The organism is Achromobacter sp. GbtcB20 (genome assembly GCF_019091095.1).
Classification (GTDB): Bacteria; Pseudomonadota; Gammaproteobacteria; order Burkholderiales; family Burkholderiaceae_B; genus Achromobacter; species Achromobacter mucicolens.
Genome location: NZ_JAGXJZ010000002.1, coordinates 415,535 through 440,252, shown reverse-complemented (window position 1 = coordinate 440,252; position 24,718 = coordinate 415,535). Strand labels below are relative to the sequence as shown.

Sequence of the window (24,718 nt, the reverse complement as noted above, 5' to 3'; positions counted from 1 at the left end):
GGAAACATGAAAAAAATCTATTCCAAGCTGGCTGGCGTTGCCGCGGCGCTCGCGTGCGTCGTGGGCGGCCCCGCCCTGGCCCAGGCAAACGGCTATCCCACCAAGCCCGTGCGGCTGGTCGTGGGCTACGCGCCGGGAGGCACGACCGACATCAGCGCCCGCATGATCGCGGACGTGCTGGGCAAGGAATTCGGCCAGACCTTCGTGGTCGAGAACAAGCCGGGCGCCAACAGCAACATCGGCGCCGAGACCGTCGTCCGCGCGCAGCCGGACGGCTATACGTTCTTCGTGGGATCTATCTCCACGGCGATCAACCAGTCGCTGTATTCCAAGATGTCCTATGACGCGCTCAAGGACCTGGACGCGGTCGCGCTGCTGAACGTGGTGCCCAACATCCTCGCGGTCAACGCGAACGTGCCGGTCAAGACCGTGCAGGAATACATCGAGTACGCCAAGAAGAATCCCGGCAAGCTGACCTGCGCCTCGCCCGGCAACGGTTCGTCCGCCCACTTGGGCTGCGAGCTCTTCAAGATGAAGACCGGCATCGACATCCTGCACGTTCCGTACCGCGGCAGCGGTCCGGCCGTGGCCGACCTGCTGGGCGGCCAGGTGGACTCCATCTTCGACAACCTGCCGCCGCTCCTGCCACACGTGCGCGCCGGCAAACTGACGGGCCTGGCCGTCACCACCGCCAGCCGCGTGCCGTTCGCGCCCGAGATCCCGACCATCGCCGAGTCCGGTGTGCCGGGCTTTGACGTGGCGGCCTGGTTTGGCCTCTTCGCGCCCGCCGGCACCCCGCCGGAGATCGTGCAGAAGGTCAACGCTGCCATCAACAAGGCCCTGACCTCCGATTCGGCGCTGGCCGCCAGCTACCAGACCAACGGCTTTTTGCTTCCCCCGCCGCCCAACACCCCGCAGGCGTTCAAGGCGTTCATGGAAAGCGAAACCCGCAAGTGGGGCGACGTGGTCAAGGCGACGAATCTGCAGATCAACTGATCGGCGGGGCAGGGGGCGAGGGCAGCGATGACCCTCGCGTCAGCCGCTTCACGGATAAAGCGGGACGGCTTTCCCGCTTTCAAAATTACGTGATAGAATGCTCGACTTTCCAGCAAGGTTCGCCTTGTTGGAGTGGTCAAGCCGACGTGGTGAAATTGGTAGACACGCTATCTTGAGGGGGTAGTGGCGAAAGCTGTGCGAGTTCGAGTCTCGCCGTCGGCACCAAGAAATTCCTCGCAATGAACCCGCATCTCTCTTTGAGGATGCGGGTTTTTTGTTGTTCAGATGGCGCCGGGCTCGGCATCAAGCTCCGTCGGGCTCGGCACCCCATCGGCCGGGCTCCGCCTGGCTCGGTTGCATCCCGTCGTCATCTTCGCCGATCTCCCCGGCGACATCCCCTTCGATCCGCTATCCGCCTGCTCGTCCTGATGGCGCGATTCCCTCGTGACTCCCCGTCCGTTTCCCGATCTCCGCAAACCGCTCACGCCCTGAGCGTGCGCGCTGAAGGCCCCCGACCTGTCACAAGCGGGATACAAACTACGCTTGAAATGTGCTGAAAAATAACCATGTGTTACCATCGCAGCCGATCTATGTAACCAAGTATTTGAATTAACTACAAGGAGAGCAGGATGCGCTGCATGGGGTGGGTGGGAAAGGGGGTGCTGGTTGCGGCTGTTGCCGTGCTGTCAGGTTGCGCGGGGACGCGGACCGTAAGCGAGAAAGACGCTTCCATCCATCTCGCCGCGTCGGATTACCAGGCTTATGCCGCGCGCTACCTGGACGCGAAGGGCCAACCGACGTATGACCCGGCCAGCCTGCTGGACGCGCTGGAAGCGGGCAAGGCGTTCAACGACGCCGGCATGTGGGCGCTGAGCCGCGACGCCTTCAACGCCGCGGCCACCCAGTTGAACTGGAAGGAAGACACGGTCGAAACGCCGGCCGAAGTCGCCAACCTGATCGGCACGACCCTGACCAGCAGCGCGTTCGGCGCCTATCAGGGCAAGATCTACCAAGGCTCGCTCGTCGACTACTACCAGGCCATCAACCATCTGATGCTGGGCGACGAGAGCAATGCCCGGGTGGACTTCAACCGCTTGCAGGTCCGGCAGGGCAACGCGCAGACCCAGCTCAAGGCCTATTCCGATACCGTCAACGCGTCGGTGAAGACCGGTCTGGCCGACGAGAAGAGCGAAGGCGCCAAGAAAAGCCTGGGCGAGGTGGGCCCCAAGATCGCCGACGGCGTGAAAGATCTGCCTAGTGGATTGAAGTCGTCGAAGATCCGCCTGTCGGCCGGTGACGCAATGAGCGCCGTCTTCCGTGCGACGTCCTCGTCCACGTCCGACAAGCGCTCGAACGTGTCCCGGGACATGTTGAAAAGCGCCAACGCCGCCAGCGCCACGCGCGGCGGCAATGCGGTCCTTGCCTACCTGAGCCGGGAGCTGCAGCAGGGCAAAGGCGTGTTGAAGAACAAGGTCATCGTGCTGTACGAAGACGGCGTCGGACCCGGGTTCAAGGAGTTTCGCATTGACCTGCCCCTGTTCATCGTCAGCGACAAGGTCACCTATAGCGGCATCGCGCTGCCCCAGTTTGTTCGCGGACAGGCCGCCTACGGCAGCCTGAAGGTGGGTTCGGGCAAGACGCAGCAGGAAACCGCCGTCCTGACCGACCTGAACGAAGTGGCCGGGCTGGAGTTCGATGCCGGCTACAAGGGCGTGGTGGCCAAAGCCGTGATTTCCACGGTCTTGAAGACTACCGCCCAGGCCGCTGTGAACAACCAGATCGACAAGCAGAAGGCGGATCCGCTGGTGGCCGGGCTGCTGAAGCTGGGAACCGGCGCCGTGCAGTACGCCTTGACCAAGGCGGACGTTCGCGCCTGGGCCAATCTGCCTGACACGCTGCAAATGGTGGTGGTCGACCGCCCGAAAGACGGTCTGCTGACGCTGGCCGCTGCCCAGGGCGAATCCCTTGCACAGATCCCGCTGCAGGAAGACGTCAATACGCTGGTGCTGGTGAAAGCGTCCGGCACCGCGGGCAAGCCGGCTGTGTACGTGCAGCCGCTGCCGGTCCAGGCGCCGGTCACCCAAGTTGCCGCGCCGGTGAAAGTTGCCGGTGGTCTCTGACATGCGGCCGCTTGTTCAAGGATTGGCCATCGTCCTGTTGGCGGGGATTGCTGGCGGGGTGCAGGGGGAAACACGGGTGCCGCTCGCGGCGCCCCGGGTCATCACCTGCGACATGACACTGGCCCCCGAAACGGCCCTTCAGGTCGTGGATGAGGCCAGCCCGCAAGGGGCAGCGGTGGAGGGCGTGGCGTTGATCGACCTGCGCAACGGCATGAAGGCGGTGCAGTTCTCTGTCCGCAACGCGCGCGACCCCGAGCCCTTCGGCGTCATTCTGCGCGTCCGATACGCGGTCCAGTGGTTTGACGATTGCGGGCGCCGCGTCGTCAACGGCGCCCAGGTCGTCGATGGCCTGGCGTTGGACCCTCGGCGTCAGGAAATCATCCAGTCCACGGCTATGGATCCCCTGGCCACGCGCGCCATCGTGCGCATTTACGTTGAAAACTGAGCATCAAACATCCATGAAAAAAGCATCTCTCGTCGCCCTCCTGGCGCTGTCCCTGGCGGGCTGCCAGAACATGGCAGTGGTTTCCAGCAACCCGAATGGCGATCTCAGCCGCACCGGCCAGCCGGGCATGGTGTCCTTCGGTCTGCAGAACACGGATTTTGAATACGCGTCGAAGAAGGCCGTGCAGGAGTTCCTGGAATCTCCCTACGCCAAGAAGCCGGGCGGCGGCCGCTGGGTCGTGCAGATGGGCGAAGTGGTCAACGACACGACGTTCCGCATCGACACCGCCAGCATGACCTCGCGCATGAAGATCGCGCTGACGAAGACCGGCCAATTCATCTTTACCGGCGCGACGGGCGCCGAACGCACGGACTTCGTGAAAGACTCGCGTCAACTCAGCAAGTCAAAGATGTTCAACCAGAAGACGGTCGCCCGTAACGGCACCGTGGTCGCGTCCGACCTGGAAATGGGGGGCGCGATCCGTCAGCGCACGGTTGTCGACGGCGCGCAGCAGCAGCAGCAGCTGGAGTACGAATTCGATTTCCGCGTGGTTGAGCGTGATACCGGCCTGGAAATTTTCCAATCCCTGATCCCCATCGAGAAGCTGGGGCCGAATCAGAATTTCGCTTGGTAAGAGGCCGCGTCATGTCCAAATTCACCCCGATCGTCCTGGCGTTGTCCCTGCTTGCCGCAGCCGGCACACCGATGCGAGCCGCGCTGGCGCAAACCCCGGCACAGCCCGCAGCACAACCCGCAGCGGGCGCGCACGCCGTGACCCCCGTCCCCGGCCAGGCGCCGGAGGCGCTGCTTGACAAGGCCACGGGCGCCAATGCCATGGGCGATGAGCCCGTCCAGAGCTATGAAGACTGGGTGGCCGAATTCGAAGAGCAGTTCGGCCAGGCGATGGGCAAGGCCCAGGATGGGCGAGTCTTCTACGCCGGCTTTGCGCCGCTGTCGGTCGACAGCGCGGCCAATCCGCATTACGGCACGCAGTTGGCCCTGGCCTACGAGCGCGCCGTGTTCGACATGCAGGCCGATTACATCCTGTCGACCTATGGCCGCCTGACCACCCAGACGATCCTGACGCGTTTTGAGGATCAGTCCAGCAACAAGGACGTCTTCGATCCGGTGGAGCTTGAAGCCGCGCTGAAAGCCGGTGGCGGACGCTTGGAAGCCTTGATCGACAAGGCGCTGACGCTGCTCGACAAGAAACTCGATAACGCGTTGGTCGAGGAGGGCGTCCCGGCGGAGGACGTCAAGAAGATGACCGTGGAACAGAAGAAAACGCTGTTCAAGGACAATCTGAGCAAGAGCGTGACCAAGTCGGCCTACCAGAACATGCAAGGCCTCGTGCCGGTGCAGACGCGCATCTTCTCGCAGACGGCAAATGGCAAGAAGGCCATGCTGGTGGCGGTGATTGCGGTGCAGTCCGAAAAGACCCGGCAATTTGCGCAGGACATCGCGCGCAAGCGGCCGACGCTGGTCAAGGGCGACCCCAAGGTGCTCAAGGATCTGCTGCCCGCCAATGAAAAGGGCTATCTGAACGAGGTCGGCCTGCGATTTACCTACGACGAGGCCGGTCGTCCGATGCTGCTGTCCTATGGCCGCGCATCGGTGCCGATGGACCCGAGCTGGAGCGCGTCGCGCGCGATTCGCGCCAAGCAGACGGCACAGGATATCGCGCAGGCGATGGCCGAGGCGAACATCGTTGCCTTCATGAACAACAACATCCGGATCTCCGAGAACACGGAGATGGGCGATGTCAACGAAGACCTGGCCCGCCAGGTTACCGAGATCGAGAACGGCAAGGTTGGCCAGAGCCAGCAGATCAAGGAACAGATCGCCGAAACGATCCAGAAGCGGTCGCGCACCGGCACGGCCTCGGCAAGCGGCGAATTGCGCGGCACCAGCGTCGTCAAGCGCTGGTCGACGCAGGACGGCAACGGCGTCGAACACGTGGGAACCGTGGTGGGGTGGACGTACGGGCAATTGGAGAACGCCAACGCCATCGACGCGCAGATGCGCGGGCGCGGCAATGGCGCGCAGCCGAACGGCGCGGCCGCCACGGCGACCGACCAGAACCGCTCGTCGAAGTCCATCAACAGCAAGCATGACTTTTAACGGCGGTTGACCGCCCCTACAGGATCACTGCATGAAAGCCGTTCTTTCGACCCTGCTGGTTTCGTTGGCAATTTGTCTTGGCCTGATGCCGAGCGCCCAGGCGCAAGTCACGGAGGCTACCGTGACGGCCGATGGCCAGGGCATGAGCCGCGAAGAAGCCATTCAGGCCGCGCTGGTCAGCGCGGCCGGGCAGGCGTTTGGCGTGCGCCTGTCGGCGCAGTTCGTGACGCAGAACGTGTCTGTCGATGCGTCCGTGGACAATCAGGATCATTCCACGGTCGTCAGCGCCATGAACAAGAACATTCGCCAGACGCTCAATACGCCGCAGAATGCGCCGATACTCGGTTACGACGTCAACAACGTGGCTGAGTTTCCGGGCCGCGGCTGGGAAGCCACCGTCACGCTGCGCTACGCCAAGTACGAACGCCTGGGCGCGGATAGCAACCGCCGCAGCGTGGTCGTAGTCAGCAACAGCAGGCAGTTCCGTCCTCAGTTGATCCAGACCGTCGGCGAATCGCTGGTGGGCACGCGGCGCTTCGATGTGCTGAATCGGGAAAACGACAGGCTCTTCCAGGATGAGAAGGAGTTCATCCTGGGCGACGCGGCGGCCAATCCCGAGGTCGCCCGCCTGTCGCAGGCCAGTGGCGCCGATTATCTGGTGGTGGCCCAGTTGCAGAGTCTTGGCGTCAGCAACAACCAGCGCGAAACCATTGCCATGACGGGCGAAGTCCTGGTCAACAGCAGCGCCAGTGGCACGCTGCAATTGCAAGTGATCGAGTTCTCTTCCCGCAAGATCAAATGGTCGGGGTCGCAGAAGTTCGGCGGCAACTATGCGGGCGCCACCAGTGTGGGCGCCGATACCCTGAACAAGCTGATCGGCGGCGCTGCCGACAAGCTGGTTGCCCGCATGGTGGATGCGATCTATCCGATGCAGGTCATCAAGGTGATGGGCGATACGGCCATCATCAATCGCGGAGAAGGCGGCATCGCAGCGGGCGACACCTACGCGGTCTTCCTGGTGGGCGAAGAGCTGCGTGATCCGCAGAGCGGAGAATCCCTGGGTGCGATGGAATCCGAAGTCGGGCTGGGGCGCGTCACGGAGGTCAAGCCCAAGTTCTCTTTCCTGAAGATGGCGTCGGGCACCCTGAGCGAAGGCGGCAGTTACATCGTGCGCAAGACCGACAAGAAGGTCCAGGCGCCGGCGGCCGCCAGGCCCGCCCCGAAGCGCGCATCGGCCGCTGCCGAGAAATCCCAGGCCCCGGATCGCGCGAACGTGTTTCTCAATAATTGAGGCGTATCGGCCAGCCAATCCGGAAAATGTTTCCGGATTGGCCTGGAAAACAGATTTCCATGTTGGGAAACAATCGGCCGCCGCCCGGGATCGTCTAGGAAACCGGGCCCATTCCGGCGAAATCCGCGGGTCGGCCGTGCCAAACGCGCGCTTGTGCGCGGGCAGATGCCCGCATACCATATGGCCACCACGCGCCTGCGCCATCCTGCATCCGTTCGTTTGGATAGAACGGTTCGCCGCGCTACCCCGCAAGTTTTCAACGACACAGTGCAGCAGTCGTCTCCAGAGATTGCCATGCTAAATGCGTCCGTCCGGCGCGATATTGCCGAACTGACCCCGCTACCGAACGAACTGAGCGTCCTGCCGCGGATGACGTTTCATGACGCGTGGGCGGCCAGTCCCTTCGACGTCCTGGACTTGAGACCGCTCTCGATCGCGGCGGCGGGCAGCGAACGGGATGTGTATCTGCACCCGGCCGACAGCTCGCTGCTCATCAAGATCATCAATGGCGCGCGCCGCAGCCAGCCGGACCGCAAGCGGGCCTGGTACAAGCGCTTTCAGCGGGATGACGCGCACCGGGTGTTCATCATGGAGACCGTCGAGTACATCGCCACGTCCGCGCGCCAAGGAGCGCACGTGGGCAATGTGCTCATGGCGCGCATCTTTGGCCTGGTGCTGACCTCGAAGGGGTTGGGGCTGGTGGTCGAGCGCATCGTCGACGCCCACGGGAACCTGGCGCCCACCCTGAAAGAGGTGGTGGCGCGGCACGGGTTTTCCCCAGAACTGCGGCATCGCGTGCATGACTTCATCATGGCGCTGATCGATGCGCACGTCATCTTCAACGACGTCAGCGCCAGCAATATCGTCGTGGGCTTCAATGCCGAAGGGCGGGAAGGCCTTTATCTGGTGGACGGCTACGGCTCCAAGCAGCTGATTCCCGTGTATTCGTGGAGCAAGGCGCTCAATGGCCGGCGCATCCTGCGACGCTACGACACAATGACGAAAAAGCTGCTGGCCGCGAGCGCACGGCGCCTTTAGGCGCTCAGCCCTTCAGTCTGTCCGGCACGTCGTCCATGTCGCTGCACACCGCCAGCACCTCGGCCGGCTTTCTGCTCAGCGACAGATACACATGCCCGATACTGCTGTCGAAGTATGCCGATTCCAGGCGGTTCAGCACGACGCTGTCGCCATTTTCAAACTGGATGCGGACCTTGCCCGACAGGACCACGACGAATTCCTGGCCGGGATGGCGAATGTAGTCCTCAAATTCCACCACTTTGCGCGAGTCGATCATGGCGACCATCGGCAGCATCTTCTTGCCGGGGTATTCGCCCATCAGCAGGCGGTAGTGATAGTTCTCGGTGATGTAGTCGCGAGCGTCGCTGAGCCGGTTCTTGACGAAGGTGGGGGCAACCGCGGCCTGCGCGGCGTCGCGCAGCATGAACATGCGGGTCATGTCGATGTCGAGCGCGCGGGCCAGGGCGGCGAATTTCTCGTAGCTGAGGGCGATCTGGCCGAGTTCGGCCTTCGATAGCGTCGATACCGCGATGCCGCTGGCCTTGGACAGCGCCTGCAAGGTCATTTTCCTGGCCTTGCGCTCGGCGCGCAGGCGGGCGCCCATTTCTTCCTTGCCCACGATCTCTGGCGGGGATGTGTTGCCGGTTGGGGCCATGTAGCGGTCTGGCTGATAGGGTTGAAGGCAGGGGCAGGGCCCGCAAGCCCCGCCGCGTGTAGCCGGATTGTAAGGGGTGGGCCGGATCAGGCGGGTGGTTGGGCGCCGGTGCGTTCGACGATCATCCGGTAATGCTCGGGCCGGCGGTGGGCGGCGAAATTGAAGATGTTGGCGCGGTAGTGATCCGACACCGACAGGTCGCAGACGAAATTGATGACCTCGTCGTCCTCGGAAAAGGTGCGCACCATGATTTCGCCGGTGGGCGCGACGATGCAGGACCCGCCGATCATGGGGTTGCCTTCCTCGACGCCGGCCTTGGCTGCCGCCGCCACCCAGCAGGCGTTCTGGTAGGCGCCGGCCTGCAGCGACAGCAGGTGATGGTGCATGCGCAGGTGGATCGGCTCGTTCCATTGCACGTAGCCCGACGGCGTGTTGTAGCCGGCCATGACGACCTCCACGCCCTGCAGGCCCATGACGCGAAACGTCTCGGGCCAGCGGCGGTCGTTGCAGATGCACATGCCGATGGCGGCGTCCGGGGTCTGCCACACGGGAAATCCCAGGTCGCCGACGGCGAAGTACTTCTTTTCCAGGTGCTGCAAGGGCGCGCCGTCGACAGTCTGCGCGTCGCCGGGGATGTGGATCTTGCGGTACTTGCCCACGATCTGCCCGTCGCGGCCCACCAGGATGCTGGTGTTGTACTGCGCGCCGTCCGCGAGCTCGGCGTAACCCAGGTAAAAACCGATGCCCTTGTCGCGCGCCGCGTCGAACAGGGGGCGGGTCAGCGGGCCCGGCATCTCGGTCTCGAAGAATTCCTGCACTTCGCGGGGATCGTCCAGCGACCAGCGCGGAAAGAACGTGGTCAGGGCCAGTTCCGGAAACGTCACCCAGGCGGCGCCGCGGCTGTGCGCGTCTTCCAGCAGGTCGATCAGGCGGCGCACGACCTGGACACGGGTGTCGCTGCGCTGCACAGGGCCCAGCTGCGCGACGGCAAGGTGGAGCTTGCGGGCGCTCATGCGGCGCTCCCGGCGGCGGTCCGGGCCAGGACGCGGCCGGCGTGCTGGCCGGTGAAGGCCTGCTCCTCCCAGACGGGCGCGCCATTGACGTAGACCGAGTGGATGCCGGCCGCGCGTTCGGTGGGGCGTTCGAAGGTGGCGGCGTCCGCCACGGTGGCCGGGTCGAAGACGACGAGGTCGGCAAAGTAGCCGGGCTGCACCTGCCCGCGCTCGGCCAGGCCGAACTTGGCGGCGGTCAGGCCCGTCATCTTCCAGACGGCGGTTTCCAGCGGGAACAGGCCCAGGTCTCGCGAATAATGGCCCAGCACGCGCGGGAAGGTGCCCCACAGCCGGGGATGCGGGCGCTCGTCGTGGGGCAGCCCGTCCGAGCCGATCATGGTCGGGCCGAACTTGAGGATGCGCTGCACGTCGGGCTCGTCCATCATGAAATAGATGGCGCCGGCCGGTTGCAGGTCCGGGACGACGTCGTACTTGGACTTGCCGCGCTCGGCGGCCACTTCGTCCAGGTCGCGGCCGCTCAGCTCCGGATACGGCTTGCACCAGGTGATGATGGTGCGGCCGGCCAGCAGGACGCGGTCCTGCTTGAGCATCGTGGATCCGGCCACGTAGGGGTAGGCGTCCAGCGAGACATCCTGCTTGGCCATCGCGGCTTCGATCAGCGGCAGGGTTTCGGCGGACCGCCCGAAGTTGGGCTGGCCCATGACCTTGTGGTGCGAGATCACGACGGGCACGTCCAGTTCGCGGCCGATGCGGAAGGTTTCTTCCAGCGCTTGCACGATGTGTTCGCCTTCGTCGCGCATGTGCGTGGCGTAGATGCCGCCGTGCGTGTTGAGCGGACGGCAGACCTCGATGATTTCCTCCGTGGTGGCCTGGGCCGCGGGCGGGTAGAACGTGCCGGTGGAAATGCCGATGGCGCCGCTGGCAAGCGCATCGTCGGCCAGCGATTGCATGGCCTGCACTTCGTCGGGCGTGGCGGCGCGCTGCAGGTCGGACATGACGGCCGCGCGCAGCGTCGAATGGCCGACCATGCAGGCGGCATTGACGGCGGCGGGCGTGGCGCGCAGCGCGTCCAGGTAGTCGGAGAAGCGCTCGAAGCGGTAGGAGCCGCCTTCGTCCAGCAAGTCCAGCGGCGCGGGCGGGCTGGCGTGGGCGTGGGCCAGCGGCGCCAGGCTGATGCCGCAGTTGCCCGTGACGACGGTGGTGACGCCCTGCGAGATCTTGGGCGTCATGTCGCGGCGCTTGAGCAGGTAGTTGTCGTCGTGCGTGTGCGAGTCGATGAACCCGGGGGCCACCACCTTGCCCGATACGTCGATGCGGCGGCGCGCGGCGCTGCCACCGAGGTCGCCCACGGCGGCGATGCGGTCGCCGCGCACGCCCACGTCGGCGCGCTGGCCCGGGGCGTTGGTGCCGTCGATGACGGTGCCGCCGGCGAGGATGTAGTCAAACGGGGTGGCGTCGGGCTGGGACATGCGATTCTCCGGCAAGGTGGGATCAGGCAATGGTGGGATCAGGCAAAGTGGCAGGCGACCTGCTGTTCGGCGGCGACCTGGCGCGGCTGGGGCGTTTCTTCGGCGCAGCGCGGCTGCGCCATGGGGCAGCGGGTACGGAACGCGCATCCGGACGGGGGCGACAGCGGGCTGGGGATTTCGCCCTTCAGCACCTCGACGGGGTTGCGCTCCCCGTGACGCGCGGACGGCACGGCCGCCAGCAGCGCCCGGGTGTAGGGGTGGGCCGGACGGTCGAAGATCGCATCGCGCGTGCCGATCTCGACGATCTTGCCCAAATACATCACGGCCACGCGGTGGCTGATGTGGCGCACGACGCTCAGGTCGTGCGAGATGAACACGTAGGTCAGGCCCAGGTCGCGCTGCAGGTCCATCAGCAGGTTGATGACCTGCGCCTGCACCGATACGTCAAGCGCCGACACGGGCTCGTCGCAGACGATGAGCCCCGGGTCCAGCGCCAGGGCGCGCGCGATCACGATGCGCTGGCGTTGGCCGCCCGAGAACTCATGCGGATACTTGTCGGCGGCGTCGGGCCGCAGGCTGACGCGCGCCAGCAACTGCGACACGCGTTCGCGGATGGCCTCGCGGTCGTGGCCGAAGTTGCGCAGCGGCTCGCCGATGATGTCGCGCACGCGCATGCGCGGATTCATCGACGAAAACGGGTCCTGGAAGATGAACTGCATGCGGCGGCGCATGGTGCGCAGCTGGCTGCTGTTCATCTTGGCGAGGTCTTCGCCCTCCAGCAGGATGCGGCCTTCGGTGGGATCGGTCAGGCGGATCAGGCACTTGCCGGTGGTGGACTTGCCGCAGCCGGACTCGCCGACCAGGCTGAGCGTCTGGCCGCGCGGCACCGACAGCGAGATGCCGTCGACCGCGCGCAGCACCTTGGCGCCGCGCCCGCTTTCCACGGGAAAGTGCTTCTTCAGGCCGATGACTTCCAGCATGGGCACCGCGGTGGCGGCGGGCACGGAAGACGCGAGGGGAATGTCGTGCAGGTTCATGGCAGGTCTCATGCGTCTCAGGCGGTCAGGGCGGCGGGTGCCGGTGCGTCCTGGCGGGCCCAGCACCAGACGCGGTGGCGGGCGCCCGCGTCGGTGGCGCCGGGCGCTTCCTCGGTGCAGCGCGGCAGGGCCTCGGGGCAGCGCGCCGCAAAGGCGCAGCCGCGCGAGGCGGGCGTGCGCACCGGAACGATGCCGGGCAGCTCGGCCAGCCGCGCGGTGTGGTCCTGCCCGTCGACGAAGTCGGGCAGCGAACGGATCAGCGCCTGCGTGTACGGGTGCTGCGGGCGGTCCAGCACGTCGTCCACGCTGCCTTCCTCGACCTTGCGGCCGGCGTACATGACGATCACGCGCTGGCACATCTGCGCGACCACGCCCAGGTCGTGCGTGATCAGCACGATGGCCGTGCCCAGCCTCGCCTGGATGTCGCGCAACAGATGCAGGATCTGTGCCTGGATGGTGACGTCCAGCGCCGTGGTGGGCTCGTCGGCGATCAGGACCTTGGGCTGACAGGCCAGCGCCATGGCGATCATCGCGCGCTGGCGCATGCCGCCCGAAAGTTGATAGGGATACTCGCGCACGCGGCGCGCCGGGTCCGAGATCTGCACCAGGTCCAGCAGCGCCTCGGCCTGCGTCAGCGCCTCGCGCCGCGACAGGCCCTGGTGCAGCATGAGCGATTCGCTGATCTGCTTGCCCACCGTGATCACGGGGTTCAAGGAGGTCATGGGCTCCTGGAAGATCATCGAGATCTTGTTGCCGCGAATGGCGCGCATCGATTTCTCGGGAAGGGCCAGGAGATCGCTGCCGTCGAATTCGATGCTGCCGCTGGCGACGCGGCCGGGGGCGCGCAGCAGCCGCATGATGGACAGCGACGTGACGCTCTTGCCGCAGCCAGATTCGCCGACCAGCCCCAGGGTTTCTCCGGGCAGAAGGTCGAACGAGAGCTTGTCGACGGCCAGCACGGTCGTGTCGTCGCCGTCGAAACAGGTGGTGAGGTCTTGCACGCGCAGGACGGGATGGGGTTGCATGTGCGCTCCTACAGCTTCTTGGCCAGGCGGGGATCGAGCATGTCGCGCAGCCCGTCGCCGACCAGATTGACGGCCAGGACGGCCACGCCCAGGAAGAGGCCCGGATACAGGATGATGTGGAACGCCACGGCTACGAAGTTGCGGCCTTCGGCCATGATGTTGCCCCAGCTCGGGATGTGCGGCGGGATGCCCACGCCCAGGAAGCTCAGCACGGCTTCGGTCAGGATGGCGGAGGCCGCGATGAACGTGGCCTGCACCATCAGCGGCGCAAACAGGTTGGGCAGGATGTGGCGCATCAGGATCGACGGCACCCGCGTGCCGACCGAGACGGCGGCCTCGATGTAGGGCTGCTCGCGGATGGTCAGGACCAGCGCGCGCACCAGGCGCACGACGCGCGGCACCTCGGGAATGACGATGGCGATGATGACAGTGCCCAGTCCTCCCTTCAGCGTGGCCATCAGCGCAATCGCCAGCAGCACGCCGGGGATGGCCATCAGGCCGTCCATGATGCGCATGATGACGGCGTCGATGCGGCGGAAGTAGCCGGCCATCATGCCCAGCACCACGCCGGCGGCGGTGGAGACGACGGCGACCACGATGCCGACCAGCAGCGAGATGCGGGCGCCCCAGACGGTGCGCGAATAGACGTCGCGGCCCAGCGCGTCGGTGCCGAACAGGTGTTCGGCCGAGGGCGGCTTCATGCGCGCCAGCGGATTGATTTCCTGCGGGTCGACGGTGGCCAGCCACGGCGCGGCCAGCGCGATGGCCGCGAGGATGATGAGGATCGCGCCGCCGGCGTACAGCATGGGATGGCGGCGCACCGACCGGAACGCGCGCCGCAGGCGCGGCCGCGTGGCGGGAAGGGGCAGGGTGGTCGTGTTCATGCGTGGCCTCTTCTCAATAGCGGATGCGGGGATCGAAGAGCCGGTAGCTCAGGTCGACCAGCAGGTTGATCAGCACGTAGATGCCCGAGGCCACCAGCAGCACGCCCTGGATGACCGGATAGTCGTGGCGCAGCACGGCGTCGATGGTCAGGCGGCCCAGGCCGGGGATCGCAAACACCGTCTCGGTCACGACGACGCCGCCGATCAGCAGCGCCACGCCGACGCCGATGGTCGTGACAATGGGATTGGCGGCGTTCTTGAGCGCATGCCAGACGATGGGACCGGACGACAGGCCCTTGGCGCGCGCGGTGCGGATGTAGTCTTCGGACAGGGCCTCCAGCATGGTGGCGCGCGTCATGCGGGTCAGCAGCGCCATGTACACCAGGCCCAGCGACAGACAGGGCAGCACCAGGTGGCGCAAGTAAGGCACGAGGCCATCGGCCAGGGGTTTGTAGCCCTGCACCGGCAGCCAGCCCAGCTTGATGGAAAAGCCGTATACCAGGCTGTAGCCGATCAGGAACACGGGCACTGAGAACGCGCACACCGCGCCTACCATCACCAGCCTGTCCAGCCACTTGCCGGCGTTCCACGCCGCCAGCACGCCCAGGGGAATTGCCGCCAGCACGGCGAACAGCATCGTGAAGAGCGCGATCGAGATCGTCGGGCCCATGCGCTGGGCGATGAGCTGCGAGACGGGCATCTGCGTGGAGATCGACGTGCCCAGGTCGCCCGTGGCGATGTGGCTGACCCAGATGACGAACTGCTGCAACAGCGGCTTGTCCAGGCCCAGGTTCTGGCGGATTTTCTCGACGTCGTCGGCGGTGGCGTTGTCGCCCGCGATCACCGCCGCGGGATCGCCCGGCGACAGGTGTATCAGCAGGAACACCACAACCGCCACGACGGCCATGACGGGTATGACGGCCGCGATGCGGCGCAGGATGAATTTCACGCTGGATTCCCCCCGGCTTGCGGCCGGGCGCGCGCGGCGCCCGGCGTCGGCCTTACGGTTTTTCGATGTTCCACATCACCGGGATGCCGGACTTGACCAGCTCGGTGTGCTTGAGGCCGCGCACGGCAAAGACGGGCTTGAACTCGCCCCACATCACGTAAGGCACCGTCTGGTAGGCGCGCGCCTGGATCTGCGCGGCGATGTCCTTGCGCTTGGCGGCGTCCGTTTCGCGGATCCAGCTGGTGCGCAGGGTGTCCAGTTCCTTGTCGCAGGGCCAGCCCGGCAGGCTGTTGCCGCAGGCGGCGGACAGCCACGGGTTGGTCACCGGCGTGCTGGCGTCGAAGTAACCGCCCCAGGTCAGGAAGATGTTCCAGCCGCCTTGCGCGGGCGGATCCTTCTTCAGGCGGCGTCCGGCCAGCGAGGCCCAGTCCATGGACTGCAGGTCCACGTTCACGCCCGCCTTCTTCATGTTCTGCGCCAGCACCATCACGGCGGGGGCGCTCAGGTGATCGGTGGGGTACAGCAGCACGACCTTCTCGCCCTTGTAGCCCGATTCCTGCAGCAGTTGCTTGGCGCGGGCCACGTCCGGTTTGGCGTAGGGCGCGGCGCCCGCGTCCGTGGCCAGGGGCGAACCGCAGATGTACATGGTGGGGCAGTAGTCGACGCGGTACTTGTCCGGGTAGCCCATCGCGGTCAGCATTTCCTTCTGGCTGACCAGGTGATACAGCGCCTGGCGCGCCAGCGGGTTGTTGAACGGCGGATGCAGCGAGTTCAGGATCACCATGCCTTGCGAGGCAACCGACGTGCTCAGCGTGATGTCGGGATTGGTTTCGAGCACCGGCAGGAAGTCGGGCGTGACCTGTTCGATCATGTCGACCTCGCCGTTCATCAGTGCGGCCGTGGACGTGTTGCCGTCGGGGATGTAGACCCACTCCACGCGGTCCACCTTCACGTTCTTGCCGCCCGCCAGGCCGTCCGGCGCTTCGGACCGCGGCACGTAGGCCGGGTTCTTCACGTAGACCACCTTGTTGCCGGGTACCCATTCATCCCGCTTGAACAGGAACGGACCCGACCCGACCATCTCGGTCACCTGGGTGTTCGGATCGGTGGCGGCCAGCCGCTTGGGCATGATGAAGGGCGGCATGCCGGAGGGTTTGGACAGCGCATCCAGCACCAGGCCGAAGGGCTCTTTCAGCGTCAGCGTGAACGTGTTCTCGTTGGTGGCCGCCAGTTCCGCGCCCGCCGCCATCATGGCCTGGCCCAACGTGTCCTTCTTTGCCCAGCGCTGGATCGAGGCAATGCAGTCCTCGGCCGTCACCGGCGTGCCGTCGTTGAACTTCAGGCCGGGGCGCAGCGTGAACGTCCAGGTCTTGCCGTCCTCGGACTTGGTCCAGGTGTCCACCATCTGCGGCTTGACCTGGCCTTGGCTGTCCTGGGCGAACAGGGTGTCGAACACCATGTAGCCGTGGTTGCGCGTGATGTAGGCGGTGTTAAAGAGCGGATCCAGCGTCTTTAGGTCCGCATGCGGCACGAGGCGCAGGGTCTTGGTCTGGGCGAGCGCGCCGGTTGCGGCGCTCATGGCCAGGAGCGCGGCGGCTCCCAGCAGGCTGAAACGTCTGATCATGGATTTCCCCTTGTTGATTCTGGTCTGCCCATCACGGGCGGCTTGGGTGGTTGGTCCTGGGCCTCGGGTCTCACTGCTTGAACGGCCACTTGGGCAGCTTGCGCTTGACGAACGGCAGCGTGTTGAGGTCATTCGTGATGGCGCCGGGCGTCTCGACGTAGATGACGTGGCGGCCCACCTTCGAGTACGAGGCGTAGAAATGCTGCGAGGACTTCACGATGATGAGTTTCATCGCGGCCAGGTCCACGCCGAATTGGGTGAAGAGGTCGGTGCCCATCGCCTGGGTGCGCGAGGTGGTCATCACAAGCGTCACGCCGCGGGTGCGCACGACGGCAACGTCGCCCAGCAGCGCGGGCGTGCCGGCCAGGCCGGTCATGACGGCGTCGCGCTTGAGCGCCAGGATCTCGCAGTCCAGGTCCAGCGGCTGGCCGGACACCGGCGCCACCTTGCCGCCCACGCGCAGCTTGATCTGCGCGCCTTCACCGGCCTCAAAGCACAGCTGCACGGCCACCGGATCCCAGAACGGGCCCGTGGCGACGTCGGTGATGCCGCGCGCGAGCACGCGTTCCAGAATGAACGTGGCATCGCTGGGCGCGCCGCCGCCCGCGTTGTCGGCCGAATCGGCCAGCACCACGGGAAATTCGGTGTGCGCCAGCGCCTGGTCCAGCGCTTCGTCGGCGCCGGGGTAGGGCGGCGCAAGCTGGTCTCGGAACCCGATGATCTCTTCGCCCAGCGTGCGCGCCAGCGCCTCGGCCTGCGCGGGGTTGCCGTCGGTATAGACCAGCACCTTCGAGCCCATGTCCGACGTGTCGCCCCACGGAAAGCCGTGGGCGATGGACACGGACAGCACGCCTTCCTTGCCCTCCATGGCCAGCAGGCGGTCCACGAAGCTGCGCATCGGCTCGCGGCTGGTGTGCATGATGGAAATCATCTCGCAGTCGAAGACCGCACGCGCGGGCTTGATGCGGCCCTCGGCGCGCGCCACGCACAGGTCGACCAGGTCGAAGGCGCGCTCCAGGATGTCGGTGTGGGGGTATTCCTTGAAACAGACCAGGAAGTCGGCGCTCTGGACCATCGTGTCCGTCAGGTGGCAGTGCGGGTCGAGCTCCGCGCCGATCACGGTATCGGGGCCCACGATCTCGCGCGCGCGGCGCAGCAGGTCGCCTTCGCAGTCGTCATAGCCGTCGGCGACCATCGCGCCGTGCAGGCCAAAGAGGGCGATATCGACCTTGCCCGCGCGGCGCAGATCGTCCAGCAGCTCGTCGCGCAGCGTCTCGTAGGCGTGTCGGGTCGTGATGCCGGCCGGCGTCGCGCCAGCCGTCAGCCCTTCGATGAGCGTCCAGTCCTTGCCCGCGGCGCGCTGGCGCGCGGCCCACAGCGGTCCCGAGAACATCTGCATGCGGTCCGGATGCTTGCCGGCTGGAAAGTAGCCGCGCGCCCGGTAGGAGGCCAGGCCCGTCGGAATGGGAGAAAAGGTGTTGGTCTCGGTCGCCAGGGACCCGGAAAAGATCTTCATGAATGACGCTCCGCGCAAAAAATGGGGCTTTAGGGCGCGGGCATCGGGGCGCGCGCTTGGGGGTGTCGCCCCGCCAGGCGCTGCGCCTGGCGGTGTCATGCAATCGAACGGGACAGCGTTCAGGCGGCAGGCGTCGTGGACTGGGCATCGCCCAGCCACGCCTGCACTTCGATCTCGACGTCCACGTCCATGGCCAGCTTGGCCTCGACGGTGGAGCGCGAGGGGAAATCGGAAGAGAAATGGCTGCGATAGGCCTCGTTGAACTGCGCGAAATGCGCCAGGTCGGTCAGCCACACGGTCACGCGCACGACGTCCTTCAGGCTTGCGCCGGCCAGGGCCAGGGTTTCCTTGATGCGGTCGATGGCGGCATGCGTCTGGGTGGCGACGTCGCCGCGCACCACCTGGCCGGCGGCATCCATCGGGATCTGGCCGGACAGGAACAGGAAGCCGCCCGCCTGGGTGGCGCGCGAGAAAGGCAGGGGCAGGGTGCTGGGGTAGCGGGTAATGGCGGTCATTTGGGCAATCTCGGTGTCGTAGGCAATAAGGTCAGCGCAGGCGCTCGGGCCGCACGGCGTCGGCATTGACGCCGTGCGCCTGCAGGTGGTCGGGAATGGGCTGGTGCGTCAGCAATGCGGCCGCCAGCTCGGACGTGGCCGCCGCGGTCTGGATGCCGTAGCCGCCTTGCGCCGCCAGCCAGAAGAACGCCGGCGTGGCCGCGTCCCAGCCCACCACGAAGTCACCGTCGCGCACGAACGAGCGCAGGCCGGCCCAGGTGTGTTTCGGGCGGCGGATGGTCAGCGACGTGGCGGTTTCGATGCGGTAGATGCCGGTGGCGACATCCAGTTCCTCGGGCACCACGTCGTGCGCATCGACCGGATCGGCATTGGCGGGCGAGCCCAGCAACTGCCCCGCGTCGGGCTTGAAGTAGTAGCTTTCGTCCACGCCCACTACCGCGGGCCAGTGCGAGAAATCGACGTCTTCCGGGCCACTGAAGGTGAACGCGGTGCGGCGGCACGGCTGCAGGCCAACGGGGGCGGCGCCGCACAAGCCGGCCGTGTGGTCGGCCCAGGCGCCCGCGGCGTTGACGACGGCCCGCGCGCGGATCTGCCGGCCATCGGCCAGGGTCAGCGTCCAGACATCGTTCTCGAAAGCGGCGCCCGCCAGTTCGGCGTTGTTGTGCAGCACGGCGCCCTGGCGGCTCATCCCGCGCAGGAAACCCTGGTGCAGCGCATGCACGTCGATGTCGCGCGCATCCGGTTCCTCGATCGCGCCGCACAGCTGGTCTTCGCGCAGGCAGGGCACGCGCTTGACGGCCTGGCTGGCGTCGATGAGGGTGACGTTTGGCGACTGGCGGTGGAAGTCTTCGAAGGCGTCCTGCAGCAGATCCTTCTGATCCGGCGTCCCGATGTACAGCACGCCGCGAGGGCTGAGCAGCGGATGTTCGCAGAAGCCTTCCGGCGGATGCTCGTAGAACGCGCGGCTGGCGCGCGTAAGCGCCTTGATCTGCGTGGTGCCGTAGGTCTCCATGAACATGGCCGCCGAACGGCCGGTGGAGTGATAACCGGGTTGGGACTCTCGTTCCAGCACCACCACGGACGCCGAGGCGCTCAGGCGGTAGGCCACGGAGGCGCCGGCGATGCCCGCGCCGATCACGGCAAAATCGTATAGGGTTTCAGCAATCATTTTGTCGGAAGCGAGAATTCTCTTATTTGATAATTCTCGAATACGATAGTTTTTTGACGCGGCGGGGGTAATAGGGGAATGCCCGCATCGGGGCAAAAAGCACGCAATGGGGCGCGGACGCGCGAATCGGGGACGCCGCGCGATGCGGGCAGTTGCTTCAGCCCAGCTTGCCCAGCAAGCCAATCAGCTTGCGACGCTCTGCCGCGCCCAGCTTGGCGCTGATGCGCGCGTCGTGCGCCTGCACGGCTTCGGTGATGGCGGCCAGCGCATCGTGGCCGGTCTGCGTCATGGCCAGCGCGTACGCGCGCCGGTCGTGCTCGGCCTCCTGGCGTTCCACGTAGCCCAGGTCCTGCAGCTGGTTCACGATCTGCACCGCGCCCGACCGCGCAATGCCCAGGATGCGGGCCAGGTCGGTGAGCTTGAGGTTTTCGTTCGCGGCGATCAGCGTCAGCGCCGAGTACCGCTGCGGCGTGATGTCCCACGGCGCCAGCGCGGCCAGGAAGTCCTCGTAGATCAGGATCTGCGCGCGCCGGATCGCGTAGCCGACCAGGTCGTCCAGCGCGCCGTACTGAACGCCCGGCACGTGCGGATCGAAGTGTTCGCCACGGGCCGCGGGGCGGCGAGGGCGTTGGACGGATGCTCTGGACATGGGGGCGGATCGCGGACGGGGCCTCAACACTAATGCAGGCATTGTCGCCGCGCCACCGGATTGCGGGAAATCCCTCGTGCGGAACGCGGGGCGATTTTGTTATGTTGCATAACAAATAAGACCAGGAGTAGACATGCAAATCGTCATTGCCGGCGCGGGTATCGGCGGGCTGACTCTCGCGCTGATGCTGCACCGCCGCGGCATCGGCTGCCGCATCTATGAAAGCGCGCAGGAACTGCGCCCGCTCGGCGTCGGCATCAACCTGCTGCCCCACGCCGTCAGCGAGATCGAACAGCTGGGCCTGATGCCCGCGCTGGCCGAACGCGCCATCGAGACCTCGCAGCTGCACTACTACAACAAGCTGGGCCAGCCGATCTGGCGCGAGCCGCGCGGCCGCGAGGCCGGCTATCCGCTGCCGCAGTTCTCGGTGCATCGCGGCGAGTTCCAGATGCTGCTTGCGCAGGCCGTGCGCGAGCGCCTGGGCCCGGATGCCATCGTCCCCGGCATGGTGCTGGAGTCCGCCACCCAGGACGCGGACGGCGTGCAGGCGCAGTTCCGCAGCCGCGCGGACAACACGCTGCATTCCGTGCAGGGCGACATCCTGGTGGGCGCCGACGGCATTCATTCCGCGCTGCGGCGCCAGCTGCATCCCGTGGGAGACGAACCCCGGTTCTCCGGCCGCATGCTGTGGCGCGCGGTGACCGAGGCGCCGCCGTATCTGGACGGGCGCAGCATGTTCATGGCGGGGCACCAGGATCAGAAGTTCGTCTGCTACCCGATTTCGGAACCGCTGCGCCGGCAAGGCCGCTCGCTCATCAACTGGATCGCCGAGCTGTCCATTCCGGGCGCGGAACTGCCCGCCACCGACTGGAATCGCAAGGTCGACAAGTCCGTCTTCGCGGACCGCTTTGCCGACTGGCGCTGGGACTGGATCGACATCCCGGCCATCATCGACGGCGCCGAGGCGATCTACGAATTTCCGCTGGTCGATCGCGACCCCTTGCCGCGCTGGACGCGCGGGCGCTTCACGCTGCTGGGCGACGCCGCGCATCCGATGTACCCGATCGGCTCCAACGGATCGGCGCAGGCCATCCTGGACGCGCGCTGCCTGGCCGACTGGCTGGATCAGGCCGTGCGCGGCAAGGCGCGCTCGGCCGAGGTCGCGCTGCTGGAGTACGAAGCCGAACGCCTGCCGCGCACCGCGGGCATCGTGCTGCGCAACCGCCTGAACGGCCCCGAGCAGGTGATGCAGATGGCCGAAGAACGCGCGCCCGCGGGGTTCGCGAACATCAACGACGTGATTTCGGGCGAGGAGCTGGCGGCGGTGTCGCTGCGCTACAAGCAGCTAGCGGGCTTTGACCCGGCGGCGCTGCGCCTTGCCCGCGGAGAGAAACCATGAGCGGCGCCGATGCCATGAACGACACGCACGCCCCCCGGCTTGAACACGTGGCCACCGTCGTGGTCGACGTGGGCGCGCCGCAGGAAGTGGGCGATACGCCGCAGGGGCGCCGCCGCGTGATCCCCATCACCGGCGGCACGGTCCAGGGACCGCGTCTGTCGGGCAAGGTGCTGCCCGGCGGCGCGGACTTCCAGATCATCCGGTCGGCCACCTTCACGGACATCCACGCGCGCTACGTCATCGAAACGCCCTCGGGCGAACGCGTGTATGTCGAAAACACCGGCATCCGCACGGGCAGCGCCGAGGACATTGCGCGGCTGGCGCGCGGCGAAGCCGTCGATCCGGCGCGCATCTACTTTCGCAGCTATCCCCGTTTCGAGACGTCCTCGCCCACGCTGGGCTGGATGAACGAAAGCCTTTTCATCGGCACCGGCGCGCGCTATCCCGATCGCGTCGAGCTGCGCTTCTATCGCATTTGCTGACCCCGCGGCAGCCGCCGCGGCATTAAAAAAACCAGGAGACAACCATGCAAACGATGCTGCGCCGCCTGCTGGGCGGCTTACTGCTGTGCGTGCCGCTTGCCGCGGCCGCGCAATTTCCCAATGGACCCGTGCGCCTGAACGTGGGCTTTCCGCCCGGCACCGGGCCCGATATCGTGGCGCGCACCCTGTCCCAGCACATGGGGCCGCTGCTGGGCGAAAGCGTGGTGGTAGAAAACAAGGTGGGCGCGGGCGGGCAGATCGCCGCGCAGACCGTCGCGCGCAGTCCGGCCGACGGCCAGACGCTGCTGCTGGGCGAGGTCGGGTCGATCAGCATTTCGCCCGCCACGTACCGCAACCTGAATTACGATCCGCCGCGCGATTTCGCCCCGATTTCCGAGGTGGTGCGCGCCGACTTCGTGCTGGTCGTGCCGGCCACGTCGCCCTACAAGGATCTGGCGGCATTCATCGACGCCGCGAAAAAGGCGCCGGACCGCCTGAACTTCGCCACCTTCGGCGCGGGCACGCCGGGCCACTTCGGCGCCGAGCTCTTTGCGCGCGAGGCCGGCCTGAAGATCGAAGCCATCCACTACCGTTCGACCGGCGACGCCGTCTCCGGGCTGGTGTCCGGCGGCGTGCAGGCGGCGTTCGTGACGACCGCGCTGGCCGCGCCCCAGGTGCAGGGCGGCAAGCTGCGCGCGCTGGCCACCACGGGCGCGCAACGCACCCAGGCCCTGGCCGATGTGCCGACTTTTGCCGAGCGCGGCTTGCCAGCGGTCAACTTCGGCGCCTGGTTCGCGCTGTTCGCCCCGGCCGGCACGCCCGACGCCGTGCTGACCCGCCTGCAGGCCGACAGCGCGGCCGCGCTGCGCCAGCCCGCCGCCGTGAAGACGCTGGGCGAGGCCGGCTTCGTGGTCGTGGGTTCGGACCGGCAGGCCCTGCAGGCGCTGCTGACCGCCGAATCCAAGCGCTGGACCGAGGTGGTGAAGGCGACGGGGTTCCGCGCCGACTGAATTAACCGCCCCAACGCACCGATTTCACCCGTTTGATCTCACCGGTGGAACAGTTTGTTCCAGCCGAAGTGCGGTTGAACGGGTATTCGCGTCATGGTCCAGCCGGTAGAATGCCTCCCATCGTCATCTCTATCTACTGGTCGAAAGGTCAAAACATGAGCAACGCATATCTCGAAGCGCTCAAGCAGCGCCGCACGCAGTATTCGCTGGGCCGCAACCTGTCGGCCTCCAAGGAAGAACTGACCACGCTGATCCAGGAAGCGATCAAGCACAGCCCGTCGTCCTTCAACTCGCAAAGCTCGCGCGCCGTGATCCTGTTTGGCGCCGAAAGCGAAAAGCTCTGGAACCTGACCACGGAAGAAGTGCGCAAGGTTGCGCCGGCCGAAGGTTTCGACAAGACCGAAGCCAAGCTCAAGAGCTTTGCCGCCGGCGTGGGCACGATCCTGTTCTTCGAAGACCAGGACGTGGTGCGCAGCCTGCAGGAAAAGTTTGCGCTGTACGCCGACAACTTCCCCGTGTGGTCCGAGCAGTCGGGCGGCATGGCCCAGCTTTCCGTCTGGACCGCGCTGGCCAACGCCGGCGTCGGCGCCAGCCTGCAGCACTACAACCCGCTGATCGACGCCGCCGTGGCGCGTGAGTGGAACGTCCCCGCCTACTGGAAGCTGCGCGCGCAGATGCCGTTCGGCTCGAACGAAGCCGGTTTCGGCGACAAGCCGTTCATGGACGACGCCGAACGCTTCCGCGTGTTTGGCTGATCGCCTCGGGCGCGCCGCGCGCGCCCGGCAGGACCGCGGTCTTCAGGCCCGCATTGCTCGACAGAGCCATGCGGGCTTTGTCATTTTCGGGCGGCTTATGGCGCTATAGTCGACTGAGCCTGTCAACCCGAAAGGAGACGTCATGCAGACCAATGAGATCCATCGCGGCCGCCTGATCGATCACATCCAGCTTGTCGTGCGGGACCTGCCCGCCAGCCAGCGCTTTTACCAGGCAGTGTTCGACGCCCTGGAGGTGCCCATGGGCGGCACGGCGGACGACTACTTCTGGGCCGACGAACTGTTCGTGTCGACGGCCGACAGCCAGGCCGCGCTGGGCCAGTTGACGGGACGCCACCATCTTGCGTTCCAGGCGCGCGCCCAGGCGATGGTCGACGCGTTCTACAAGGCGGCGCTGGCCCACGGCGGCCAGGACAACGGCGCGCCGGGATTTCGCGATTACCACCCCGGCTACTACGGCGCATTCGTGCTGGATCCGGACGGCAACAACATCGAAGCCGTGTTCCACGGCGAAGCCCGGCGCAGCGCGCCGTCCGTCACGGTGACGTTCTGAACGGAGC

24 protein-coding genes and 1 tRNA gene are annotated in these 24,718 nt (G+C 66.2%); 13 read left to right on the top strand and 12 right to left on the bottom strand.

The window, feature by feature from the left end; translation table 11 throughout:
- Positions 1-6: 6 nt before the first annotated feature.
- The 8 genes from KVT32_RS04790 (at position 7) to KVT32_RS04755 (ending at position 8,011) form a co-directional block, all read left to right on the top strand.
- On the top strand, positions 7-996 hold the full coding sequence (locus KVT32_RS04790; protein WP_175156788.1) for a tripartite tricarboxylate transporter substrate binding protein: 990 nt from the start codon (positions 7-9) through the stop codon (positions 994-996).
- A gap of 140 nt (positions 997-1,136) precedes the next feature.
- A tRNA-Leu gene (locus KVT32_RS04785) sits at positions 1,137-1,221 on the top strand.
- 413 nt (positions 1,222-1,634) lie between these two features.
- Complete coding sequence (locus KVT32_RS04780; protein ID WP_217617770.1) at positions 1,635-3,116, top strand: hypothetical protein; 1,482 nt, start codon at positions 1,635-1,637, stop codon at positions 3,114-3,116.
- A gap of 1 nt (position 3,117) precedes the next feature.
- On the top strand, positions 3,118-3,561 hold the full coding sequence (locus tag KVT32_RS04775; RefSeq protein ID WP_152383619.1) for a hypothetical protein: 444 nt from the start codon (positions 3,118-3,120) through the stop codon (positions 3,559-3,561).
- A 13-nt stretch (positions 3,562-3,574) separates the two neighbouring features.
- A complete protein-coding gene (locus KVT32_RS04770; protein WP_217617769.1) occupies positions 3,575-4,195 on the top strand; it encodes a penicillin-binding protein activator LpoB in 621 nt (206 codons plus the stop codon).
- An 11-nt stretch (positions 4,196-4,206) separates the two neighbouring features.
- Positions 4,207-5,682 (top strand): DUF6844 domain-containing protein, encoded by a 1,476-nt coding sequence (locus tag KVT32_RS04765; protein ID WP_217617768.1) that lies wholly within the window; start codon positions 4,207-4,209, stop codon positions 5,680-5,682.
- A gap of 31 nt (positions 5,683-5,713) precedes the next feature.
- Positions 5,714-6,973 (top strand): hypothetical protein, encoded by a 1,260-nt coding sequence (locus tag KVT32_RS04760; RefSeq protein ID WP_056321552.1) that lies wholly within the window; start codon positions 5,714-5,716, stop codon positions 6,971-6,973.
- A gap of 294 nt (positions 6,974-7,267) precedes the next feature.
- Positions 7,268-8,011: a YrbL family protein gene (locus KVT32_RS04755; protein WP_217617767.1), complete on the top strand. Its 744-nt coding sequence runs from the start codon at positions 7,268-7,270 to the stop codon at positions 8,009-8,011.
- A 4-nt stretch (positions 8,012-8,015) separates the two neighbouring features.
- Here the strand turns inward: KVT32_RS04755 and KVT32_RS04750 are convergent, their stop codons facing one another.
- The 12 genes from KVT32_RS04750 to KVT32_RS04695 form a co-directional block, all read right to left on the bottom strand.
- The gene (locus KVT32_RS04750; protein ID WP_056321556.1) at positions 8,016-8,645 is read right to left on the bottom strand and encodes a helix-turn-helix domain-containing protein; all 630 of its coding nucleotides are present in this window, start codon (positions 8,643-8,645) and stop codon (positions 8,016-8,018) included.
- An 86-nt stretch (positions 8,646-8,731) separates the two neighbouring features.
- Entirely contained in the window at positions 8,732-9,658 is a 927-nt protein-coding gene (locus KVT32_RS04745; protein WP_217617766.1) for an N-carbamoyl-D-amino-acid hydrolase, read from the bottom strand.
- Entirely contained in the window at positions 9,655-11,127 is a 1,473-nt protein-coding gene (locus KVT32_RS04740; RefSeq protein ID WP_217617765.1) for an amidohydrolase family protein, read from the bottom strand. Before KVT32_RS04740 ends, KVT32_RS04745 begins: the two co-directional genes overlap by 4 nt.
- Before the next feature lie 38 nt (positions 11,128-11,165).
- Positions 11,166-12,164 (bottom strand): ABC transporter ATP-binding protein, encoded by a 999-nt coding sequence (locus KVT32_RS04735; RefSeq protein ID WP_217617764.1) that lies wholly within the window; start codon positions 12,162-12,164, stop codon positions 11,166-11,168.
- A 17-nt stretch (positions 12,165-12,181) separates the two neighbouring features.
- Positions 12,182-13,189, bottom strand: coding sequence for an ABC transporter ATP-binding protein (locus tag KVT32_RS04730; protein WP_152383625.1), 1,008 nt, complete (start codon positions 13,187-13,189; stop codon positions 12,182-12,184).
- A gap of 8 nt (positions 13,190-13,197) precedes the next feature.
- Entirely contained in the window at positions 13,198-14,073 is an 876-nt protein-coding gene (locus tag KVT32_RS04725; protein WP_180098977.1) for an ABC transporter permease, read from the bottom strand.
- Positions 14,074-14,086: 13 nt separating this feature from the next.
- Positions 14,087-15,022: an ABC transporter permease gene (locus tag KVT32_RS04720; RefSeq protein WP_175156782.1), complete on the bottom strand. Its 936-nt coding sequence runs from the start codon at positions 15,020-15,022 to the stop codon at positions 14,087-14,089.
- Positions 15,023-15,074: 52 nt separating this feature from the next.
- Positions 15,075-16,646: an ABC transporter substrate-binding protein gene (locus KVT32_RS04715; protein ID WP_152383628.1), complete on the bottom strand. Its 1,572-nt coding sequence runs from the start codon at positions 16,644-16,646 to the stop codon at positions 15,075-15,077.
- Positions 16,647-16,716: 70 nt separating this feature from the next.
- The gene (locus KVT32_RS04710) at positions 16,717-18,162 is read right to left on the bottom strand and encodes a M81 family metallopeptidase (protein ID WP_217617763.1); all 1,446 of its coding nucleotides are present in this window, start codon (positions 18,160-18,162) and stop codon (positions 16,717-16,719) included.
- A gap of 119 nt (positions 18,163-18,281) precedes the next feature.
- Positions 18,282-18,677 carry a RidA family protein gene (locus tag KVT32_RS04705; protein ID WP_152383630.1) on the bottom strand — a complete coding sequence of 132 codons (396 nt, stop codon included), beginning with the start codon at positions 18,675-18,677 and terminating at the stop codon, positions 18,282-18,284.
- A gap of 31 nt (positions 18,678-18,708) precedes the next feature.
- Entirely contained in the window at positions 18,709-19,845 is a 1,137-nt protein-coding gene (locus tag KVT32_RS04700) for an FAD-binding oxidoreductase (RefSeq protein ID WP_152383631.1), read from the bottom strand.
- 157 nt (positions 19,846-20,002) lie between these two features.
- Positions 20,003-20,494: a MarR family winged helix-turn-helix transcriptional regulator gene (locus tag KVT32_RS04695; protein WP_056321583.1), complete on the bottom strand. Its 492-nt coding sequence runs from the start codon at positions 20,492-20,494 to the stop codon at positions 20,003-20,005.
- 133 nt (positions 20,495-20,627) lie between these two features.
- On the opposite strand from KVT32_RS04695, the gene KVT32_RS04690 reads away from it, so the two are divergent.
- The 5 genes from KVT32_RS04690 (at position 20,628) to KVT32_RS04670 (ending at position 24,711) form a co-directional block, all read left to right on the top strand.
- Positions 20,628-21,893, top strand: coding sequence for a flavin-dependent oxidoreductase (locus tag KVT32_RS04690; RefSeq protein WP_217617762.1), 1,266 nt, complete (start codon positions 20,628-20,630; stop codon positions 21,891-21,893).
- Positions 21,890-22,375 carry a DUF3237 domain-containing protein gene (locus KVT32_RS04685; protein ID WP_217617761.1) on the top strand — a complete coding sequence of 162 codons (486 nt, stop codon included), beginning with the start codon at positions 21,890-21,892 and terminating at the stop codon, positions 22,373-22,375. The genes KVT32_RS04690 and KVT32_RS04685 overlap by 4 nt, the downstream gene beginning before the upstream one ends.
- Before the next feature lie 44 nt (positions 22,376-22,419).
- Positions 22,420-23,385, top strand: a complete 966-nt coding sequence (locus KVT32_RS04680; RefSeq protein ID WP_152383633.1) for a tripartite tricarboxylate transporter substrate binding protein — start codon at positions 22,420-22,422, stop codon at positions 23,383-23,385.
- Positions 23,386-23,540: 155 nt separating this feature from the next.
- The gene (locus KVT32_RS04675) at positions 23,541-24,140 is read left to right on the top strand and encodes a nitroreductase family protein (protein ID WP_056322712.1); all 600 of its coding nucleotides are present in this window, start codon (positions 23,541-23,543) and stop codon (positions 24,138-24,140) included.
- Positions 24,141-24,282: 142 nt separating this feature from the next.
- Positions 24,283-24,711, top strand: coding sequence for a VOC family protein (locus KVT32_RS04670; RefSeq protein ID WP_217617760.1), 429 nt, complete (start codon positions 24,283-24,285; stop codon positions 24,709-24,711).
- Positions 24,712-24,718 lie beyond the last annotated feature (7 nt).

Excerpts from the sequence above, each read along its gene's own strand:
- KVT32_RS04675 (WP_056322712.1), top strand. The coding sequence starts at position 23,541 with ATGAGCAACGCATATCTCGAAGCGCTCAAGCAGCGCCGCACGCAGTAT.
- KVT32_RS04685 (WP_217617761.1), top strand. The coding sequence starts at position 21,890 with ATGAGCGGCGCCGATGCCATGAACGACACGCACGCCCCCCGGCTTGAA.
- KVT32_RS04735 (WP_217617764.1), bottom strand. The coding sequence starts at position 12,164 with ATGAACCTGCACGACATTCCCCTCGCGTCTTCCGTGCCCGCCGCCACC.
- KVT32_RS04780 (WP_217617770.1), top strand. The coding sequence starts at position 1,635 with ATGGGGTGGGTGGGAAAGGGGGTGCTGGTTGCGGCTGTTGCCGTGCTG.
- KVT32_RS04700 (WP_152383631.1), bottom strand. The coding sequence starts at position 19,845 with ATGATTGCTGAAACCCTATACGATTTTGCCGTGATCGGCGCGGGCATC.
- KVT32_RS04740 (WP_217617765.1), bottom strand. The coding sequence starts at position 11,127 with ATGTCCCAGCCCGACGCCACCCCGTTTGACTACATCCTCGCCGGCGGC.
- KVT32_RS04750 (WP_056321556.1), bottom strand. The coding sequence starts at position 8,645 with ATGGCCCCAACCGGCAACACATCCCCGCCAGAGATCGTGGGCAAGGAA.
- KVT32_RS04730 (WP_152383625.1), bottom strand. The coding sequence starts at position 13,189 with ATGCAACCCCATCCCGTCCTGCGCGTGCAAGACCTCACCACCTGTTTC.
- KVT32_RS04705 (WP_152383630.1), bottom strand. The coding sequence starts at position 18,677 with ATGACCGCCATTACCCGCTACCCCAGCACCCTGCCCCTGCCTTTCTCG.
- KVT32_RS04710 (WP_217617763.1), bottom strand. The coding sequence starts at position 18,162 with ATGAAGATCTTTTCCGGGTCCCTGGCGACCGAGACCAACACCTTTTCT.
- KVT32_RS04765 (WP_217617768.1), top strand. The coding sequence starts at position 4,207 with ATGTCCAAATTCACCCCGATCGTCCTGGCGTTGTCCCTGCTTGCCGCA.
- KVT32_RS04790 (WP_175156788.1), top strand. The coding sequence starts at position 7 with ATGAAAAAAATCTATTCCAAGCTGGCTGGCGTTGCCGCGGCGCTCGCG.
- KVT32_RS04755 (WP_217617767.1), top strand. The coding sequence starts at position 7,268 with ATGCTAAATGCGTCCGTCCGGCGCGATATTGCCGAACTGACCCCGCTA.
- KVT32_RS04690 (WP_217617762.1), top strand. The coding sequence starts at position 20,628 with ATGCAAATCGTCATTGCCGGCGCGGGTATCGGCGGGCTGACTCTCGCG.
- KVT32_RS04695 (WP_056321583.1), bottom strand. The coding sequence starts at position 20,494 with ATGTCCAGAGCATCCGTCCAACGCCCTCGCCGCCCCGCGGCCCGTGGC.
- KVT32_RS04775 (WP_152383619.1), top strand. The coding sequence starts at position 3,118 with ATGCGGCCGCTTGTTCAAGGATTGGCCATCGTCCTGTTGGCGGGGATT.
- KVT32_RS04760 (WP_056321552.1), top strand. The coding sequence starts at position 5,714 with ATGAAAGCCGTTCTTTCGACCCTGCTGGTTTCGTTGGCAATTTGTCTT.
- KVT32_RS04715 (WP_152383628.1), bottom strand. The coding sequence starts at position 16,646 with ATGATCAGACGTTTCAGCCTGCTGGGAGCCGCCGCGCTCCTGGCCATG.
- KVT32_RS04770 (WP_217617769.1), top strand. The coding sequence starts at position 3,575 with ATGAAAAAAGCATCTCTCGTCGCCCTCCTGGCGCTGTCCCTGGCGGGC.
- KVT32_RS04725 (WP_180098977.1), bottom strand. The coding sequence starts at position 14,073 with ATGAACACGACCACCCTGCCCCTTCCCGCCACGCGGCCGCGCCTGCGG.
- KVT32_RS04680 (WP_152383633.1), top strand. The coding sequence starts at position 22,420 with ATGCAAACGATGCTGCGCCGCCTGCTGGGCGGCTTACTGCTGTGCGTG.
- KVT32_RS04670 (WP_217617760.1), top strand. The coding sequence starts at position 24,283 with ATGCAGACCAATGAGATCCATCGCGGCCGCCTGATCGATCACATCCAG.
- KVT32_RS04745 (WP_217617766.1), bottom strand. The coding sequence starts at position 9,658 with ATGAGCGCCCGCAAGCTCCACCTTGCCGTCGCGCAGCTGGGCCCTGTG.